General features: G+C 57.4%; 12 protein-coding genes and 1 pseudogene. 8 read left to right on the top strand and 5 right to left on the bottom strand.

Annotated elements, in window-relative coordinates; all coding sequences use genetic code 11:
* Positions 1 to 115: 115 nt before the first annotated feature.
* The 4 genes from TX82_RS14615 to TX82_RS14630 all read right to left on the bottom strand — a co-directional run bounded on the left by TX82_RS14615 (position 116) and on the right by TX82_RS14630 (position 7075).
* Positions 116 to 1384, bottom strand: coding sequence for a tetratricopeptide repeat protein (locus TX82_RS14615; protein ID WP_042251427.1), 1269 nt, complete (start codon positions 1382 to 1384; stop codon positions 116 to 118).
* 153 nt (positions 1385 to 1537) lie between these two features.
* The gene (locus TX82_RS14620; protein WP_005005955.1) at positions 1538 to 2356 is read right to left on the bottom strand and encodes a glycine/sarcosine N-methyltransferase; all 819 of its coding nucleotides are present in this window, start codon (positions 2354 to 2356) and stop codon (positions 1538 to 1540) included.
* Positions 2357 to 2789: 433 nt separating this feature from the next.
* Positions 2790 to 5021: an NADP-dependent isocitrate dehydrogenase gene (locus TX82_RS14625; RefSeq protein WP_005005962.1), complete on the bottom strand. Its 2232-nt coding sequence runs from the start codon at positions 5019 to 5021 to the stop codon at positions 2790 to 2792.
* Positions 5022 to 5443: 422 nt separating this feature from the next.
* A complete protein-coding gene (locus TX82_RS14630; protein ID WP_005005967.1) occupies positions 5444 to 7075 on the bottom strand; it encodes a sigma-54-dependent Fis family transcriptional regulator in 1632 nt (543 codons plus the stop codon).
* 205 nt (positions 7076 to 7280) lie between these two features.
* Between TX82_RS14630 and TX82_RS14635 the strand changes: the two genes are divergently transcribed.
* The 8 genes and pseudogenes from TX82_RS14635 to TX82_RS14670 all read left to right on the top strand — a co-directional run bounded on the left by TX82_RS14635 (position 7281) and on the right by TX82_RS14670 (position 16408).
* Complete coding sequence (locus TX82_RS14635) at positions 7281 to 7811, top strand: hypothetical protein (RefSeq protein WP_005005968.1); 531 nt, start codon at positions 7281 to 7283, stop codon at positions 7809 to 7811.
* A gap of 97 nt (positions 7812 to 7908) precedes the next feature.
* Complete coding sequence (locus tag TX82_RS14640; RefSeq protein ID WP_005005971.1) at positions 7909 to 8136, top strand: CDGSH iron-sulfur domain-containing protein; 228 nt, start codon at positions 7909 to 7911, stop codon at positions 8134 to 8136.
* A gap of 155 nt (positions 8137 to 8291) precedes the next feature.
* Positions 8292 to 8726, top strand: a pseudogene (locus TX82_RS14645) (DoxX family protein); the annotation flags it as partial.
* 110 nt (positions 8727 to 8836) lie between these two features.
* Entirely contained in the window at positions 8837 to 9646 is an 810-nt protein-coding gene (locus TX82_RS14650; protein WP_005005977.1) for a dioxygenase family protein, read from the top strand.
* A 50-nt stretch (positions 9647 to 9696) separates the two neighbouring features.
* Positions 9697 to 10494 (top strand): 4,5-DOPA-extradiol-dioxygenase, encoded by a 798-nt coding sequence (gene ygiD, locus TX82_RS14655; RefSeq protein ID WP_005005979.1) that lies wholly within the window; start codon positions 9697 to 9699, stop codon positions 10492 to 10494.
* Between the two features lie 11 nt (positions 10495 to 10505).
* On the top strand, positions 10506 to 12050 hold the full coding sequence (locus TX82_RS14660) for an efflux transporter outer membrane subunit (RefSeq protein ID WP_005005982.1): 1545 nt from the start codon (positions 10506 to 10508) through the stop codon (positions 12048 to 12050).
* A gap of 62 nt (positions 12051 to 12112) precedes the next feature.
* Positions 12113 to 13267 carry an efflux RND transporter periplasmic adaptor subunit gene (locus TX82_RS14665; protein ID WP_222823029.1) on the top strand — a complete coding sequence of 385 codons (1155 nt, stop codon included), beginning with the start codon at positions 12113 to 12115 and terminating at the stop codon, positions 13265 to 13267.
* 3 nt (positions 13268 to 13270) lie between these two features.
* Positions 13271 to 16408 (top strand): efflux RND transporter permease subunit, encoded by a 3138-nt coding sequence (locus tag TX82_RS14670; RefSeq protein ID WP_005005985.1) that lies wholly within the window; start codon positions 13271 to 13273, stop codon positions 16406 to 16408.
* Positions 16409 to 16430: 22 nt separating this feature from the next.
* Here the strand turns inward: TX82_RS14670 and TX82_RS14675 are convergent, their stop codons facing one another.
* Positions 16431 to 17894 (bottom strand): alginate export family protein, encoded by a 1464-nt coding sequence (locus TX82_RS14675; RefSeq protein WP_005005988.1) that lies wholly within the window; start codon positions 17892 to 17894, stop codon positions 16431 to 16433.
* Positions 17895 to 18010: the final 116 nt, after the last annotated feature.

An 18010-nucleotide genomic window follows, 5' to 3' on the forward strand; every position in this document is an offset into this window, starting at 1 on the left:
AAATAAACGTTTTCCATTTTTTAGCTTACAACAGAATTTTTAATAATATCCACAGGTTGCAGAACTGAAAATTTCCAAAATGTGGAGACAGGGAGTTGCTTTTCCCGGACCCCTTTCACGCGGTTTTCATTTGACTTCGCAAGGAGGCGATGCGGGATTTCCAGGGATCGGTCCAATTGCCTTCGAACAGATTGAGAATGGCCTCGGCATCGCTCAAACAGTCGAGCGCACGCCGAGGCTCGTTTAACGATTTGTACAATTCTGCAAGGTCCACGTTCAGGCGCGCTTCCTCTTTGCGGTTTTCGACGAACCGCGCGGACATCTTTGCCTGTTCCAGGGTTTCCGCCGCCCGCGTGAGGTCGCCTTTCTTTTCCTGATTGAGTCCGATGCCGACCAGCAGCTCCAGCTCCTTGTCGTGGTCTTCCAGATCGCGGTAATGCTTGAGCGCCCTGCGGTAACAGTCGATGGCCCGATCGAGTTTTCCGCGCTTGACAAAAACGTGTCCTAGCCCATTGTACGCACTGCCGATGAAGGCGGGGATATCCAATTCATCCGCGCGGCACAACTGCTCCTCATAATATTTTTTGGCGTGGTCGAGGTTGCCGGACACCGCATAGGCATCGCCCAGATTCGCCAGAAGTTCGCATTCCTCCCGCGCGCCATTCAGTTCGCGAACGATGGAAAGCTGTTGCTCGAAGCACTCGATGGCCCGTTGCGTCTGACCCAACTGCGCGTATGCGAGACCGAGCGCCCCCAGCGCCTGTTTTTCCTCCTCGCGGTCGCCACTTTGTCGTGCCCGGCCCAGGCTGTTATGTTCCGCATCGATGGTGCGGCGCAGTTCCTGCACGCCGGAAAATTCCAATCCCATGCGCGGCGGTTCCAAAGGGTTGCCTTCTGCGTCTTTCACCTCCGGTAAAGGACCCGGACCGGCCTTGCTCACCTTCTCCATGACCTCCCGGCGAAAGTTCAATTCCGCTTCGATTTCTGCGAGAATTTCGTTCAGGTCTTCCGACCAGCGCTTGGTGCGCAGCCGGTGCGTTTTCATGTTCAGTAACCATTTCCACACACCGCCTGCTTCATCCTTGCCGGGAAGGCGCGCGTCGTCGATGAGCAACGGGATGAGAACCAAATCACCGTTCACGGCGGTGCCGATTTCTTCACGCATGCGTTCGTTCAGTTGCGAAGCACCGGAACCGGCAGGACCGATGGCGACGATCAGTACATCGGACCGTTTCATGCGGCGGCGGACTTCCGGCGTGGGTGGGGTTTCCTCCGGCGTGGCCCAGATGCAATCGGCGTGCAGAATCACATTGCACTCCTCCGTGATCGGAGCGATCAGCTGTTGGAGGTGATGTGTGTTCAGGGTGAAATATAACGTCGGCATACAATCAATGGCCTTGCGGCAATACAAAAAGGGGCCCGCCAAAAACGGCGGCCCCCTTTGTTGAGCGGTTCACGAACCCGGTGAACGCCGAAGGATTCGCTGAGTGGATGCATCAGGCCCACGCCTTACTTCGTATGTTTCGCGGGAACCTGTCTAATCTTCCTCGTCTTCTTCCTGGTATTCCTTCTCGGCAACATGCACCAGGAAGTCGGGTTCGTGGGCGTCGAACGTTCCCTTGAAATCCCCGTACGTCTCGATGTGCTGAAACCCGACCTCGTGCATGAGGCGGCGGGTGTACTTGCGACGCAGGGGAAACATGTTCAGATGATACGTTGAATTGTCGGGAAAGTTGTAACGAAACCGCGCGAGCCCTTCGTCCACGTACTCCGGTTCGGCGGAAACATTTTCGCCACAATAATAGTATTTGTGCTTGCTGGAGAACCCCTGGTCCAGAATGGAATCGTAGTTGCGCTGGTCCAGAATCAGGATGCCGTCGTGATTCAGCGTGGCATAAAATTCCGCCAGCGCCTTCCTCCGGTCATGTTCAGCAAACAAATGCGTGAACGAGTTACCCAGACAGATCACCGCATCGAACTGCTCGTGGATGGTGCGGTTCAGCCAGCGCCAGTCCGCCTGCACGGTGCGCAGAATCAGACCACGATTGCGCGCGTTTTTGAACGCCTTGGCAAGCATTTCCGGACTTCCGTCGGCACTGGTCACGTCGAACCCCGCGCTCAACAGGCGAACGGAATGAAATCCCGTGCCGGTGGCCACGTCCAGCACTCGTTTGATGCCGCGCGACCGCAGGAGTTCGATAAAAAAATCTCCTTCGCTTTTCCAGCGCTGTTCCCAGTCGATCAGTTCGTCCCACTTTTCGACGAAGCTTTTGACATACTCCTCCTGATAGTGGTCCGATTCTCGGACTTGCGTCGGATTCGTCCCAAACGATTGCTCTGGATTTGCTGTAGTCAAAACATACCTCGCTGTTGTTTCCGGTTATTTATATTTTCAGGATAGGCGGTGATTATATCATGAGATCAAAGGTTTAACTCGTCCAACAAGAGAAAATTTTAAAATAAAGCCAATATGGGCTGTTTTTAAAAATCTTGATTTTTTTTCACGTTGGCGGTACGGCCTGCAATCATTAGGCTTATTCCCCTTTGCCCCCAAAATGCTGAATTACTATGCATTTGAAAAAAAATTATTATTTATCAAGGAAAATATGGAAAGTCTTCGCTGAAGTAAAAAATCCTTTTTAAACGAAAGGAGTGTCCGCTCCACATCAATCCAATTGGATTGAATCGATTTTCCAGTTCCCAATCTTGGATCGGCACCCTTTCAAACGAAAAAAAGCCCGGCCGCGACGGCCGGGCTTTCCTGAAACTACCTGATGGGCTCGATCCGTTTAGATGCTGTCCAGGATCGAGTTGAAGGTCTTGCTCGGGCGCATGGCCGCGGCCACCTTCTTCGGGTCCGGATGGTAGTACCCACCCAAGTCCACCGGCTTGCCCTTCGCATCCTGCAATTCCTTGAGGATGGTTTCGAGCTTCTCCTCCATCTGCTTGGCGATGGGGGTGAACCGTTCCTTGAGGTCCGCATCGTCGCTCTGTGCGGCCAGCTCCTGTGCCCAGTAGAGCGCTTCGTAAACATGGCTACCGGCGTTGTCCAACTCACCCAGCTCGCGGCCCGGATTTTTCTTGTTTTCCATGAGTTTTCCGGTCGCGCGGTCCAGCGCATCCGCCAGCACCTGGGCTTTTTTGTTGCCGAAGGTCTTGCTGAGATGAGCCAGGGATTCCGCCAGCGCCAGGAACTCACCCAGCGAATCCCAGCGGAGATGCCCTTCCTTCTGGAACTGCTGAACGTGTTTCGGTGCGGAACCGCCGGCACCGGTCTCGAACAGACCGCCGCCATTGATCAGCGGAACGATCGACAGCATCTTGGCGCTGGTACCGAGCTCGAGGATCGGGAACAGATCGGTCAGGTAGTCACGAAGTACGTTACCCGTGGCCGAAATGGTATCCTCACCCTTCTTGGCGCGTGCGAGCGAGTGCTTCATCGCATCGACCGGAGCCATGACCTGGATGTCGAGACCGTTGGTGTCATGATCCTTCAGATACACGTTCAGCTTCTTGATGATCTCCGCATCATGCGGGCGGTTCTTATCCAGCCAGAACACAACCGGCGTGTTGGACGCGCGCGAGCGGTTGACGGCCAGCTTCACCCAGTCCTGAATCGGGATGTCTTTGACAATACAGCTGCGGAAGATGTCGCCCTTCTCCACCTGATGCTCGTGCAGGGTGTTGCCCTTGGCATCGATGAGGCGGATGGTGCCGTCTTCCTTGGCCTCGAAGGTTTTGTCATGGGAGCCGTACTCCTGTGCCTTCTGCGCCATGAGGCCGACGTTGGGAACACTGCCCATGGTGGACGGGTCGAACTCGCCGTTTTCCTTACAGAACTCGATGCAGGCCTGGTAGATGCCGGCATAACTGCTGTCCGGAATCACCGCCAGCGTGTCGTGCTCCTTGCCGTCCGGACCCCACATTTTGCCGGAGGTGCGGATGGCCGCGGCCATGGACGCGTCGATGATGATATCGCTCGGCACGTGCAGGTTGGTGATGCCGCGATCGGAGTCGACCATCGCCAGATCCGGGCCTTCCTTCATGCTGGCCTGGATGTCGTCCTCGATTTCCTTTTTCTTGTCGGCGGGAAGTTTCTCGATGCGCGCCAGCACATCGCCCAACCCGTTGTACGGATTGACGCCCAGTTCCTTGAACGTGTCACCATGCTTCTTGAACACGTCCTCGAAATAAGTCACCACACCGTGGCCGAAGATGATCGGGTCAGAGACCTTCATCATCGTCGCCTTCATGTGAAGGGAGAACAGAACACCGCGCTTTTTGGCTTCCTCTTTCGATGCCTTCAAGAAAGCGTCAAGAGCCTTGGCGCTCATCTTGGTGGCATCGACAATGTCGCCTTCGTCAATCGTGATGTTCTCTTTGAGTACCGTGGTTTTGCCGCTGGCATCGGTGAACTCGAGTTTCGCCTTGCCCGCCTGCGCCGCAGTGATGGTGGTGGATTTTTCATTCGACCGGAAATCGCCGCTGGTCATGCTGGCGACATCGGTTTTGGAATCCTTGGCCCACTTGCCCATGCGGTGCGGGTTTTTCCTGGCAAAATTTTTGACCGAAGCCGAAGCGCGGCGGTCGGAGTTGCCCTGGCGAAGAACCGGGTTCACGGCACTGCCCTTGACTTTGTCAAAGCGGGCCACAAAGTCTTTTTCCTCATCCGTTTTAGGCTCGTCCGGATAGTCCGGAATGTCGTAACCCTGCTCCTGCAATTCCTTGACAACGGCCTTGATCTGCGGAATGGACGCGCTGATGTTCGGCAGTTTGATGACGTTGCAGGTGGGCTCTTTGACCATGTCGCCCAGGATGGCGAGGTCATCCGGCTGTTGCTGTTCCGGTTTCAGCCGTTCGGGAAACTGCGCAATGATGCGGCCCGCCAGCGAGATGTCCATGGTGCCGACTTTCAGGCCTGCCACTTTACTGAAGGACTGAATGATCGGTAGAAACGAACCGCTCGCCAACTCAGGAGCTTCATCAACTTTCGTGTATATAATATCTGGTTTATCTGACATCTTTGTTTACCCCATTTTTAAGGTCGTGTTTTGGTTGAAAAGTATGGATTTTACAGAGATATTCCGGCAAATACTAAAAAAAATCCTGTTTCTGTCAACTGTTTTTTCGGCTTATAAATATGTAGAAAATTCAGGAAGTCAGAAACCGTTCACATTCCACCCCGGAACACAATTTTCCCTGTATTTTCCCATCCAGCTGGGAGCCGGATAACGAAAAGTTTTTCAATCGTGTTTGGAAAATGAGCGGAATGGGTTTGTGAACCGTTGCCTACTATAACGCAGGTTGGCCTGCAATCCAACAACTGCTTGCGCTGCAATCCCAATTTCTTTGAGTGACAACCTCGTTTTTCCGTTCCAAGCCGTGAAGGGAAACCTGACCGGGAAGGGAGGACCGACCGGCGGAGCGCCCCACCCACCACGAGTCATTTCTGAACATATTGTTTTTTAAGACCCATCGACTTGATGCGCGTGGCCAGCGTGGTGGGTTTGATGCCGAGAAGTTTGGCCGCGCCGTCGTTGCCGTAAACCTTGCCGCCCGCCTGCTTGAGCGCGCGCAATATGTTTTCCTTTTCGCGCTTTCGCATCTCCGCTTCAGAAACCACCTCCCCTCCCACGAGCTCCTCTGCAGCCGCCGGGGATTTTTCTCTCGGTTCACTCACCCCCGGCAGATCGAACTTCAACCGCCCGCCGGTGGCGGTGATGACGGCGCGCTCCACCAGGTTCTGCAATTCGCGGATGTTTCCCGGCCAGTCGTATTTTTCGAGCGAGACGATCACCGACCGCGATGGCGGTCTGATCGGCTGATTGAACCGTTTCGACGCCACCTCGATAAAGTGACGGGAAAGCAGGGGGATGTCTTCCCGCCGCTCGCGCAGGGGCGGGAGCTCGATGGGAAACACGTTCAGCCGGTAATACAGATCCTCGCGGAAGCGGCCTTCCTTCACTTCACGTTTGAGGTCGCGGTTGGTGGCGGCCAGAATGCGCACGTCGGTGGTGCGGGTGCGTTCGTCGCCCACGCGCTCGTACTCCCCTTCCTGCAGAACGCGCAACAGCTTGCTCTGTACGTCGAGCGGGATTTCGCCCACCTCGTCGAGGAACAGCGTGCCGCCGTTGGCGAGTTCGAACCGCCCTTTGCGGTCCTGCACCGCCCCGGTGAACGCTCCTTTAATGTGGCCGAAAAATTCGCTTTCATATAAGTCGCGCGGAATCGACGCGCAGTTGACCTTGACCAGGGGACGTTTCACGCGCCCACTGCGCTTGTGCACTTCGCGCGCCACCATTTCCTTGCCGGTGCCGGACTCCCCGGTGATCAGGATGTTGGCGTCGGTTTTCGCCACCATCTCGATCTGCCGCAGAACCGTTTTGAGAGGGGCGCTCTGGCCGATGATGCCGCCGAACGCCTGCGTCTCCACCAGTTCCTCTGCCAGGTATTCGTAGTCGTCAGTGAGCTGACGATTCAACTCCTCGATCCGCTCAAACGCTTCGGCATTGGTGATGGATACGGCGAGATGGTCCGCTACCAGCCGTCCCCAGAACAGGCCCTCGCCTTCCGCTTCCACCTCCGCCCTCGGAACGTAACCGCAAACCCCCAGCACCTTGCCCTGGAACACGACGGGAAGCACGGCGAGACCGATCACCTTGCGTGGCTCTCCCCAACGCTTCGACACGGCAAAGTCAAAATCCTCCTCCACCGACTCCGTGTCCCCAATTTCACCCGTCACGGCAGAACGCCCTACCTTGCCGACGCCAAGAGGAATGCGGATGTAATCGTCCTCCTCCATGGCATCCGACTCCGGTTCAAATCCGACGCTGTATTTTTCCGCCACCAGATGCAGGCAACGGGCCTGGTCGAGGCATTGTGAACGAAGCGGACAGGTATCGCACCGGTCACCGGGACGCACCAGCCAGATACGCGATAACGCCAGCAAGGGATCTTCCGCGGCTTTATTCACCACCCGCTCCAGCAAAGAATTCACACTGCGCTCCTGTGGCATCGCCAGCAGAAGTTCGCGCATGTTGCGGAATGGAAGGATGTTGGGGTCGGCATTGCTCATGGCCACATTATAACGGATTTCCGTTACACGACAACGAAAATACGTTGAAACCTAAATTTCCGTAACCATCAAAAACAATCAAAAAAACATTAAATACTTACAATTAAAAGGCTTAATCATCTTCCCCCTGCTTTGGCCCGGCTTTTGCTTAATACAAGTTAAGTTTGCTTTGAACCGTTTTCAACTTTTTAAAAGGAACCCGATCATGGAAACCCATCGCGCGAATTCATCGTCAGCTCCCCGTGCCGCAACGAAACGTCACTGGCTGCTCCGGATGATGCTGGTTTTGGGGTCGCTTTTTGTATTCGCCGCCCCCGTTCTGGCTTCCCACGGTGCCGCGCACCACGGGCCGAAGGAATTCGGCAATTGGGAGTCCTATTTCAATTCCTCTCATGCAGAGCATCCGTCCTCCTCCACCCAGGCGAAAAACCCGTTCACCCCGTACCTCCCCGGGGTGAACGGCCTGGTACTGGACAAGGCCGGAATGCACTGCCTGTTATCGGCCAAGGTTCGCCCCGATGCGGGTTCACCGAGCCCGGAGTGCCGGCTTTTCGGCAAACCAGGTGAGGAAACCGCTCTGGCGCCGATGACCCAGGAATGGAACCTGTTCCGCCGGGCATTGACCGGAGGACAGGCCCGGTTTTTTGAAACCACGCCAGCTCCTGCACCCGCGATCGATCTCAACACGTTGACGGGTTACCTGATCGAGACCTACGGCGTATCACGCTTGCATTGATTGATGGACCGGCATTGGCAATGAAAAACATTCCCTATACGACGACTGCAACGTGAAAGCCAAATTGCAAAAAACAATGAAAACCAAGGAGGCTCACATGAGCTGGCAAAAGGAACCATTTGAGATCGAAGTCAAAAAAGGAGAAATCAAGGCGTTCTGTGCCTGCGGAAAATCGGAAAACGGCCCGTACTGCGATGGGTCGCATCAGGGCACGGAATACACGCCCTATGTCATCGAGTTTGACAAGGATCAGACCATCTACGCCTGCGGATGCCAGCAATCCGGCAACCGCCCCTTTTGCGACGGAAGTCACGAAAGGCGGTAATGCGAATACATGAGCCGGTAGACAAAAATAAAAATTGGGCCGGTCAGGATGTAGGGAGGGGCTCCTGTCCGGTTCTCCGAATAACTTTGAGACTTTATCCGATAGGCTTATAATAATTTCGACATACAGGAGAAAAAATCATGAGTGCCAAACCCATTATGCAGAAAATGTTTGAAACCGAAAACCGGACCGGTCCCATGATCGTCCGGGTGCTTCTGGGCCTGGTCATCTTTCCGCACGGGGCGCAGAAATTGCTGGGCTGGTTCGGAGGTTTCGGCCTCGAAGGCACGCTGGGTTTCTTCACCCAAACCATGGGCATCCCGATGGTCATCGCGCTTCTCGTCATCGCCGGCGAATTCTTCGGCGCACTGGGCCTGATCACCGGATTCCTCACACGTTTCAGCGCCTTCGGCATCTTCGTCACCATGATGGGGGCGATGTTCATGGCGCACTGGGACAACGGGTTCTTCATGAACTGGTCCGGCAAACAGGCCGGAGAAGGTTTCGAATTCCATCTGCTCGCCATGGGCATGGCGGCGGCGCTCATGGTCTCCGGCGGCGGTAAATACTCCGTGGACGACTGGATCGCGAAAACCTTCTTCCATCATAAAAAGTTCCATAAGCAGGAAGCAGCCGACAATGGGGCGATCGCGCATCCGGAACCATACTCATCGCACCGCACCCTGCAGGAGAGCGCACGATGAAAAGCCTGGAAAACTCGTATTCGCGACGCAACTTTTTGAAGACCGGGATGGGGGCGCTCGGCGGACTCGCAGGATCCTTTCTTGCGGGTTCCGCCTGGGCGCAGGCCATGCGGATGACCACTCCCAGGCAGACACTGGGGCCGTTCTTCCCGGACGAAGGCGATGCGGTCCACGAGATTCGCGAAAACCTCGACTTCCGCCTGCCCATCAGCGAAGCCAACGACAACGACCTCACGCACATCAAAGGTCACAAAGGCACCGCTGAGGGCCAGGTCATTCATCTGGAAGGCCAGGTCCTGTTCCGCTGGCAGGGAGAAGCCAAGCCGCAACCCGGTGCGGTGATCATCCTGTGGAACGCCGCCGCCTCCGGACGCTACAACCACCGCGGCGACCGCGAGGCGACGCGGTTCAAGCATCCGGAAACCGGACAGTGGGTGGAGCGCACGCACGACGAACACTTCCAGTACTGGGGGCGCTGCATCACCGATGATGACGGTCGTTACAGTTTCAAAACCGTGGTGCCCGGTTTCTACCCGGTGGACATCGAAAACGGATGGTACCGCCCGCCGCACCTGCACTTCATGGTCACCGCACCCGGCATCCCGCAACTGGTGACCCAGTTGTATTTCAAAGGCGAGGCCGTGCCCAACAACGAACTCATACAGAAGTTGAACGCGCGCGACCTGATCCTGCGCGACTCGGCTCTCACGCGGGAACAGCAGGAAAACCTGATCGTCGAATACCGTCGGTCGGAGTCAAACCCGGACGTGCTGACCGGCAATTACGATTTCATGCTGTCATTCTGAAACATGAACTTTGAACCCAATGAAGCACAAACCTTAAACGCCGTTTTGTTATGAATACGCCGACCCAATCCAAATCTGCCAAAATGCCCGCCCTGTTTCTGGGGCATGGAAACCCGATGAATGTCCTCGAGAAGAATCCGTTCGCTCTGAGCTGGGAACTTCTGGGGCGGAGCCTGGCGCGGCCGAAAGCGATCCTCTCGATCTCGGCGCACTGGGAAACCTACGGCACCTACGCCACCGCCATGGACAAGCCGCGCACCATTCACGACTTCGGCAACTTCCCGCAGGCGCTGTTCGACATCGACTACCCGGCGCCCGGCAGTCCGGAACTGGTTCAACGCATCCAATCGCTGGTCACCGCCACGGAAGTCCTGCCGGATCACAACTGGGGCCTCGACCACGGCACGTGGAGCGTTTTGTGCTGGATGTTCCCGAAAGCCGACATTCCGGTAGTACAATTTAGCCTCAACCGCAACCTCTCCCCGCGCCAGCATTACGAGATCGGCCGCGAACTGAAGCCCTTGAGAAGCGAAGGTGTCCTTATTCTGGGAAGCGGCAATATCGTGCACAACCTGGATTTTTTCGATCCCAATCCCTGCACCCCGCCCTACCCCTGGGCCAGTTCTTTTGACGATTCGATCAAAGGGTTCTTGCTCAAGGACGACCATGAAAGTATCCTGAATTTCAGCCACCTGGGAGAAACCGCGCGCTTGTCCGTTCCCACACCGGAACACTTTCTGCCGCTGATCTACATCATCGCTCTGCAGGACGAGTCCGAGCGGGTGACGTTCCCGGTGGAAGGCGTGGTCTCCGGCGCCGCGTCCATGCGCGGAGCCATGATCTCCTGACGACGAGGATTATGCGAATCCCATCCCGTACACTCACCGCTTTCCCGTCCGGAGTGCGCGCTCTTGCGGGATCGGCATGGCTGCTGTTTGCCGCCTGCACCACCGTCGGTCCGGATTACGTGCCTCCCCAAACCACGATGCCAACGGATTTCCACACCAGGGTGGAGAAACAGAAATTCGAATCGAAAAAAGAACAGGACAATAATAAGGAAGAGAAGGAAACGGAAAAAACGCCGGAAATTCCGGTGAAGCAGGTGACGCCGGAAATGCTGGCCGAATGGTGGCAGACGCTGGAAGACCCGCTCCTCAGCCAGTTGGTGGACAAAGCGGTAAACGACAACCTCGATTTGAAACTGGCGCAGTCGCGGGTGCGGGAAGAACGCGCCCGGCGCGGCATCGCGCGGTCGGAGAGGTTCCCCACCATCGACGCCGTCGGCAGTACCGCGCGGCAGAGGTCCAGCCGGGAAAACCTGTTTCGCCGCGGCGGGGAATTCAACATGTATTCCGCCGGCTTCGACTCCACCTGGGAAATCGACCTGTTCGGACGCATCCAGCGTTCCGTGGAAGCGGCGGAAGCCTCGGTGGAGGCGCGCAAGGAACAGTTGAACGACACACTGGTGACGCTGGTGGCGGAAGTCGCATTGAACTATATCGAGATCCGCACCTTCCAGGCACGTTTGGAAGCCGCAGAAAAAAACCGCCGGGTGCAGGAAGAAACGCTGCAGATCGTCAAGGACCGCCTTCAGGCGGGGCTCACCTCCACGCTCACGCTGGAGCAGGCCAAGTACAATCTTGAAAACACCAAGGCGGAAATCCCCACGCTCAAAACCGGGGTCGAACAGGGCAAGAACGGCCTTTCGGTTCTGCTCGGCGAATTCCCCGGCGCCATCAATGAAGAGTTGCAGGAATTCAAACAAGTGCCGGTAACGCCGATGGATGTCGTCGTCGGCGTGCCTGCTGATTTACTGCGGCGACGGCCGGATATCCGCCAGGCGGAGCGGGAGCTGGCCGCGCAGACGGCGCGCATCGGCATCGCGACCTCGGAGTTGTATCCCCGGTTCACCCTGCTGGGTTCCATCGGACTGGAGTCGATTTCCGCCTCCAGCTTTTTGAGCGGACCCGCCACCGCGTTTTCAATCGGGCCGCAGGTGACGTGGAACGTGTTCAGTGCGGGGCGCATCCGCCAGAATATTAAAGTGCAGGATGAACTGCAGGAGCAGGCCCTCATCCAGTACGAAGCCACCGTGCTCACTGCGGTTCAGGACGTGGAAAACGCCCTGATCGATTACGCCAAGGAACAGGTGCGGCGCCAGGCCCTTCTCAAATCCATCGAGTCCGCTCAAAACGCGGTGGAACTCTCGCGCGAACTGTACGTTGCGGGCTTGTCGGATTTCATCGCTGTGCTGGAAGCGGAACGGTCCCTGTTCAGTTTTCAAGACCAGTTGGCGGTGAGCGAAGGCCGCGTGGTGTCGAACCTCATCCGACTGTTCAAGGCGCTGGGGGGTGGGTGGAAACCCCTAATGGCAGAAGCTCCGGAAGAACAACCGCAATCCTGATATGGACTCATATATTGAAGGGAACTAACGTGTACCGGGTCAAAAATTTAACGCAAACTTTTTTGCTGATTGTCGTGGGCCTGATTGCAGGGTGCCAGCAACCCGACAGCGCCGCTGCGCCGCAACCCAAGCAACCTCCACCCATGGTGACGGTGGCGCCGGTGGTGCAACAGAAAATCGTACGCACGCACGAACTGGTGGGCCGCACCGCCTCCGTCCGCACCGTCAACATCGTCACGCGGGTGGAAGGGTTTCTTGAAAAAAGAAACTTCAAGGAAGGCGAGGACGTCAGCAAGGACGACCTGTTGTTCATCATTGAACAGGAACCGTATCAAATCGCGGTGAAGGCCGCGGAAGCCCTCGTTTCCGAAGCGGAAGCGACTCTCGAAAACGCGAGAACCTACCTGAAACGAGTCCAGTCCGTGCGCAAGGGCGCGGTGTCGCAATCCGATCTCGACAAGGCGGAAAGCGATTTCAAACGTGCCGAGGCGGCGTTGATGCAGACCAAGGCCAATCTCGAACAGGCGCAACTGAACCTGAGTTACACGGAAATCCGTGCGCCTTTCAGCGGACGCATCAGCCGCGCCAATGTGCATGAAGGCAACCTGGTGAAACCGGATACGGGAACGCTCGCCACCCTGGTGCAGATGGACCCCATGTACGCGCTGTTCACCGTGAACTCCGGAACGGTGCTCACGGAATTCCAGAACCAGATCCAACGCGGCAAGGCCACCACCTTCACGCCCAAACTCATCCTGCCCAACGGCACGGAATACCCGTACGCGGGCGTGGAGGATTTCGTCGACCACCGGGTGGATGAACGGACCGGCACCATCACCATCCGCGCCAAGTTTCCCAACCCGGCCAGAAACGTCCTGCCGGGACAGGCGGAGATCCCACACACTCTGCGCATCCTGCTTCCGGGGCAGTTCGTGCGGGTGCGTGTGCAACGCGATGAAGTGCGGACCGAGAAGGTGATCCCGCAAGCCGCCATCCAGCAGGACCAGACCGGCAAGTTCGTGCTGGTGGTCGATGCGGAAAACCGCGTGCACAAGCGCAACATCACCACGGGAGACAAGGAAGGCGTCAAATGGATCGTCAAGGAAGGATTGGAGGTCGGTGAGATGGTGATCGTCGAAGGTTTGCAGAAAGTGCGGCCGGGAACCACCGTCGAGATTGCATCCAAACCTTCCGGCGACAATAAGGAAGGGGCCTGAACCATGTTCAGCAATTTTTTCATCGAGCGGCCCCGATTCGCTTTCGTCATCTCCATCGTGCTGGTCATTGCCGGGCTCGTGGCCCTGCCGCAAATGCCGGTGTCGCTGTACCCGCCCATCGCACCGCCCGTGGTGGTGGTGACCGCCTCCTATCCCGGAGCCAACGCCTCCGTTCTGGAAGAAACCGTGGCCGCGCCCATCGAGGAACAGGTCAACGGCGTCGAAGGCATGATCTACATGTCTTCCACCAGCACGGACAGCGGCGCCTACACGCTGGAAGTCACTTTCGAAATCGGCACCGACCCCGATATGGCGACGGTGAACGTACAGAACCGCATTTCCCTGGCGACGCCGGCATTGCCGGATGAAGTGCAGCGTTCGGGCATCTCCGTCCGAAAGCGCTCGCCGGAGTTTTTGCAGATCATCGCGTTTTCCTCTCCTGAAGGCACCTACGACCAGCTGTTCCTGAGCAACTTCATCACCATCAACATCAAGGACGTGCTGGCACGGGTGCCCGGTGTGAGTGACGTCATCATATTTGGGGCATTGAACTATTCCATCCGCATCTGGATGGACCCGGACAATATGATGAACCTGGGCGTCACCACAAGCGACGTCACCCAGGCCATCCGCGACCAGAACATCCAGGCGGCGGCGGGACAGGTGGGACAAATGCCTGCGCCCCAGGACCAGCAGTTCCAGTACACCATTCATGCGAAAGGACGGCTCTCCGACGTCTCCGAGTTCGAGGACATCATCATCCTCGCCAAGCCGGACGGTTCCGTGGTGCGTTTGAAAGACATCGCCCGCATCGAAATGAGTTCGCAGACGTTCGAGACCTTCTCCCGGCTCAACGGGTCGCCCACCGTCAACTTTGCGGTGTACCAGTTGCCGGATGCCAACGCGTTGGAGGTGGCCCAGCGGATCCGGGAAAAAATGGCGGAGCTGTCCGAAAACTTTCCGAAGGACGTCCAGTACATCATTCCCTACGACGCGACCCGGTTCATCGACAACTCCCTGAAGGAATTGGTGGAGACCCTGTTCATCGCGCTGGGCCTCGTGGTCCTGGTGGTTTACATTTTCATTCAGGACTGGCGGGCCACCCTGATCCCCGCTCTCGCCATACCGGTTTCGCTGATCGGTACTTTTCCCCTGCTCCTGTCCATGGGGTATTCCATCAACAGCCTGACGCTGTTTGCGCTGGTTCTCGCCATCGGCGTGGTGGTGGACGATGCCATCGTGGTCGTGGAAAACGTGCAACGTCATCTGGAGGAGGGACTGGAGCCCAAGGAAGCCACACGGCAGGGGATGAAAGAGGTGTTCGGCCCTGTTATCGCCACGACGCTGGTTCTGCTTGCGGTGTTCGTTCCGGTCGCCTTCGTGCCGGGCATCAGCGGCGAGTTGTACCGGCAGTTCTCCGTGACCATCGCCTTTGCCGTGTCGCTGTCTTCCCTGAACGCGCTCACGTTGAGTCCCGCTCTCTGCGCCACCATGTTGCGGAAGCGAACGTCCCGTCCGTGGTTCGCTCTGCGCTGGTTCGAGTTTCTGTTCCGCGGGGTGTCGCACGCCTACCTGTTTTTCGTCAAGGTCATCGTTCGTCGCTTCGTCTTCACCGTACTGGTTTTTTTGATGATCGGCGGCGGTGGTTACTGGATTTTCAAAAACGCCGCGACCGGATTCATCCCGCAGGAAGACCAGGGCGTGTTCTTCATCGACCTGCAACTCCCGGACGGCGCCTCCATGAACCGGACGGATGGCCTTCTTAAGGAAGTGGAGTCCATGGTCATGAAAATGCGCGGCGTGGAGAATGTGGTGACATTGGTAGGCCGCGGGTTGATCAGCGGATCGAAACCCAATTCGGGGACGGTCATCGGCGTACTCGAACCGTGGGCGAAACGCACCGCGCCGGAGTTATACAGCGACGCACTGGTGGGACAGGCGTGGGGGCTGACGGCGCAGGTACCGGGAGCACGGGCTATCGTTTTCACACCGCCGCCGATCCGCGCACTCGGCAACGCCAGCGGATTCGAATTACAACTTCAAGACCGGCGCGGCGGCGAGCCGCAGGATCTGTCTTCCGCCATGCGCGGATTCGTCTTCGAAGCCAACCAGACCCCCGGACTGCAACGCGTGTTCAGCACCTTCACCGCCGAGGTGCCGCAGATCGAACTCGATGTCGACCGCCTGCAGGCCAAGGCGCTGGGCATCCCGGTCGCGGAGATCTTTGAAACCCTGCAGGCGCAGTTGGGTTCGTTCTACGTGAACGACTTCAACAAATTCGGCCGTGTGTACCGCGTCATCATCCAGGCGGAGAGTGAATACCGCGACAACCCCGAGGACATCAACCGCATTTACGTGCGGAGTGCCGAGGGAGCCATGGTGCCGCTCAGCACGCTGACGACGACCACACCCATCCTCGGACCGGAATCACTGACGCGGTTCAATGTGTACCGCGCGGCGAAGATCAACGGCTCGCCCGCACCCGGTTACAGCACCGGGCAGGCCATTGCCGCCGTCGAGAAGTTGGCCGCGCGCACCCTGCCCGCGGGCATGGGATTCGAATGGTCCGGCATGTCCTACCAGGAAGTGGCGGCGGGTTCGCAGGGACCCATCATCTTCGCGCTGGCTTTGATTTTTGTTTACCTGTTCCTCGTCGCGCAGTATGAAAGCTGGTCGATTCCGTGGGGCGTCATCCTGTCCGTGCCGGTGGCGGTGCTGGGTGCGCTGGCGGCAATGAAATTCACCGGGCACATCCTCGACATCTACGCGCAGATCGGGCTGGTCATGCTGATCGGCATGGCGTCCAAGAACGCCATCCTCATCGTGGAGTTTGCGAAAGTGCAACGCGAAGACGGCACGCCGGTGTTTGAGTCCGCCATCAATGCGGCGCGGCTTCGATTCCGGGCGGTGATGATGACGGCCATCTCTTTCGTGCTGGGGGTTCTGCCGCTGGTGCTGGCCAGCGGTGCGGGCGCCAACAGCCGTCAGTCTTTGGGTATCATCGTGTTCGGAGGCATGGTCGCTTCCGCCGTCATCGGCACCCTGCTGGTTCCCTCTCTTTACAGCCTGGTGCAGACGATGACAGAAAAGGTCGCAGGTAAAAAGACGGAAGCCCCGGCTAAACCCGAACCGGCGGAGTGAAACTCCAACCTTTGCCGTTTATTTAAAATGCGAATGTCGTTGCGACGTAGGAATATGTGCTGTTGCCCTGACGTGGCGAGCCGGGAACGTCGTCCTGAAAGTCGCCGTCCACGCGGTGCGCCACCCCCGCCTGCACGAACACGTTGGACGTCGCCTGCCACGCGGCGGAAAGATAGATCAAATGACCGAGGAAGGAACCGGAGCGGCCGGTGGTGTCGCGCAAACCGGAGTTGCCCGCCCACGTATCGGTGTTCGACGCCAGCCAGAACGCGCGGTAATGCAACGCGGCTTTGAGTTTATGGTGCGGCTGGACGTGCAGTTTCACCCCCGGCCCGTTGATGTTCGACCGCACGAACGCGCGGTGGATCATGGTCGGACCGTAATCGAATACGTTCGCACCGAACAGACTGTTGAAGGTGCCGTTTTTGCCGTCGTTGGGATTGGAGTCGCCGCTGGCATAGTCCCACGCCAGCACCAGCCGTGGCGACCATGTGGTTTCAAAGCTGTACCCCACTTCCCCATGAAGAAAATAAGCGAAGTGATCGAGGTCCATCGTGTTACCGGGAGCGGTGCTGGACCGTGACTCGCCGAATTGAACGACCGATTCCCATTCGTAATCGAAGTGCCCGCCTTTAGCCGGACGAAATAACCGGAATCCCGGCGTGTACAATTGACGGTTGCGGGTGGCAAAATCCCCATCACCCTCATGCAGACCGAACAGGTACATTTCCGCCCGGTCACCCCACGGCGCATGTCGCGTTGCGAGAAACAGCCCCCAGAATATCGTATCCGGCGATTCCTCGTCGAACTCCACGTCGTTGTCGAGCAGTCGCCCGGCATTGGAAGGCAGGCGGTTGACCGGCATGGTCACCATGGCACGCACCTGTTCTCCATCCTTCGACTGCCAGATGGCGTCGATTCCGGTGAAGGCGTTTTTGGTATTGCGGTAACGGTTGCGCGCCACCAGGCGGCGCTTGCCGAAATCCATGGTCATGCGCCCCGCCCTCACCAGCAGGCGGCTTCCGTTTTGAAATAGATCTTCGCCGCGCCATTGCAGGTTCGCTTCCAGCAGTTCCGCCGCATTGACGATGGTGTTGTTGACCACCGAACCGGAGTCATTGAGGTACGCGCGCGAATCCTGAAATTCCAGCTGGATTTTAAAATACTGCGGCAGGTGCAGAGTCGCCTGCGCCAGTGTGCGGAGGGCGTACACCTGGTCGCTTCCTGTGGCACCGTTTCGGAAAGCGCGGTCCAATGTTTCGTAGCGTGACCGATGCTGAACTTCCAGGGACAACCACCGCGGCAGAACCCCACTCTGGTTCAAAGTAAATTCCGCATCGCGGCCCAGCCCCTTTTCCTTGTACACGTACCCTTTGGGCGGGGGAAAGGTCTTTTGGGGTTCCGCACTTTGCGCCAACACACCGGGGACAGGCAGGAACCAGCACGCTCCCAGCAGGTAAAAAAAGATTCGCTTCAAGACAGGCATGATCCCCTCATTTCCAGAAAGGTCAAAAGACCCGATATACCTACATAAACATAGCGAAAGTGTCAACCGAAAGTTCCCGCAAAGGGAAACTGCGGTTTGGAGACAGGGGCGGAGGT

Origin of the sequence: Nitrospina gracilis 3/211, assembly GCF_000341545.2 — a bacterium.
In the GTDB taxonomy this organism is placed as follows: Bacteria; Nitrospinota; Nitrospinia; order Nitrospinales; family Nitrospinaceae; genus Nitrospina; species Nitrospina gracilis.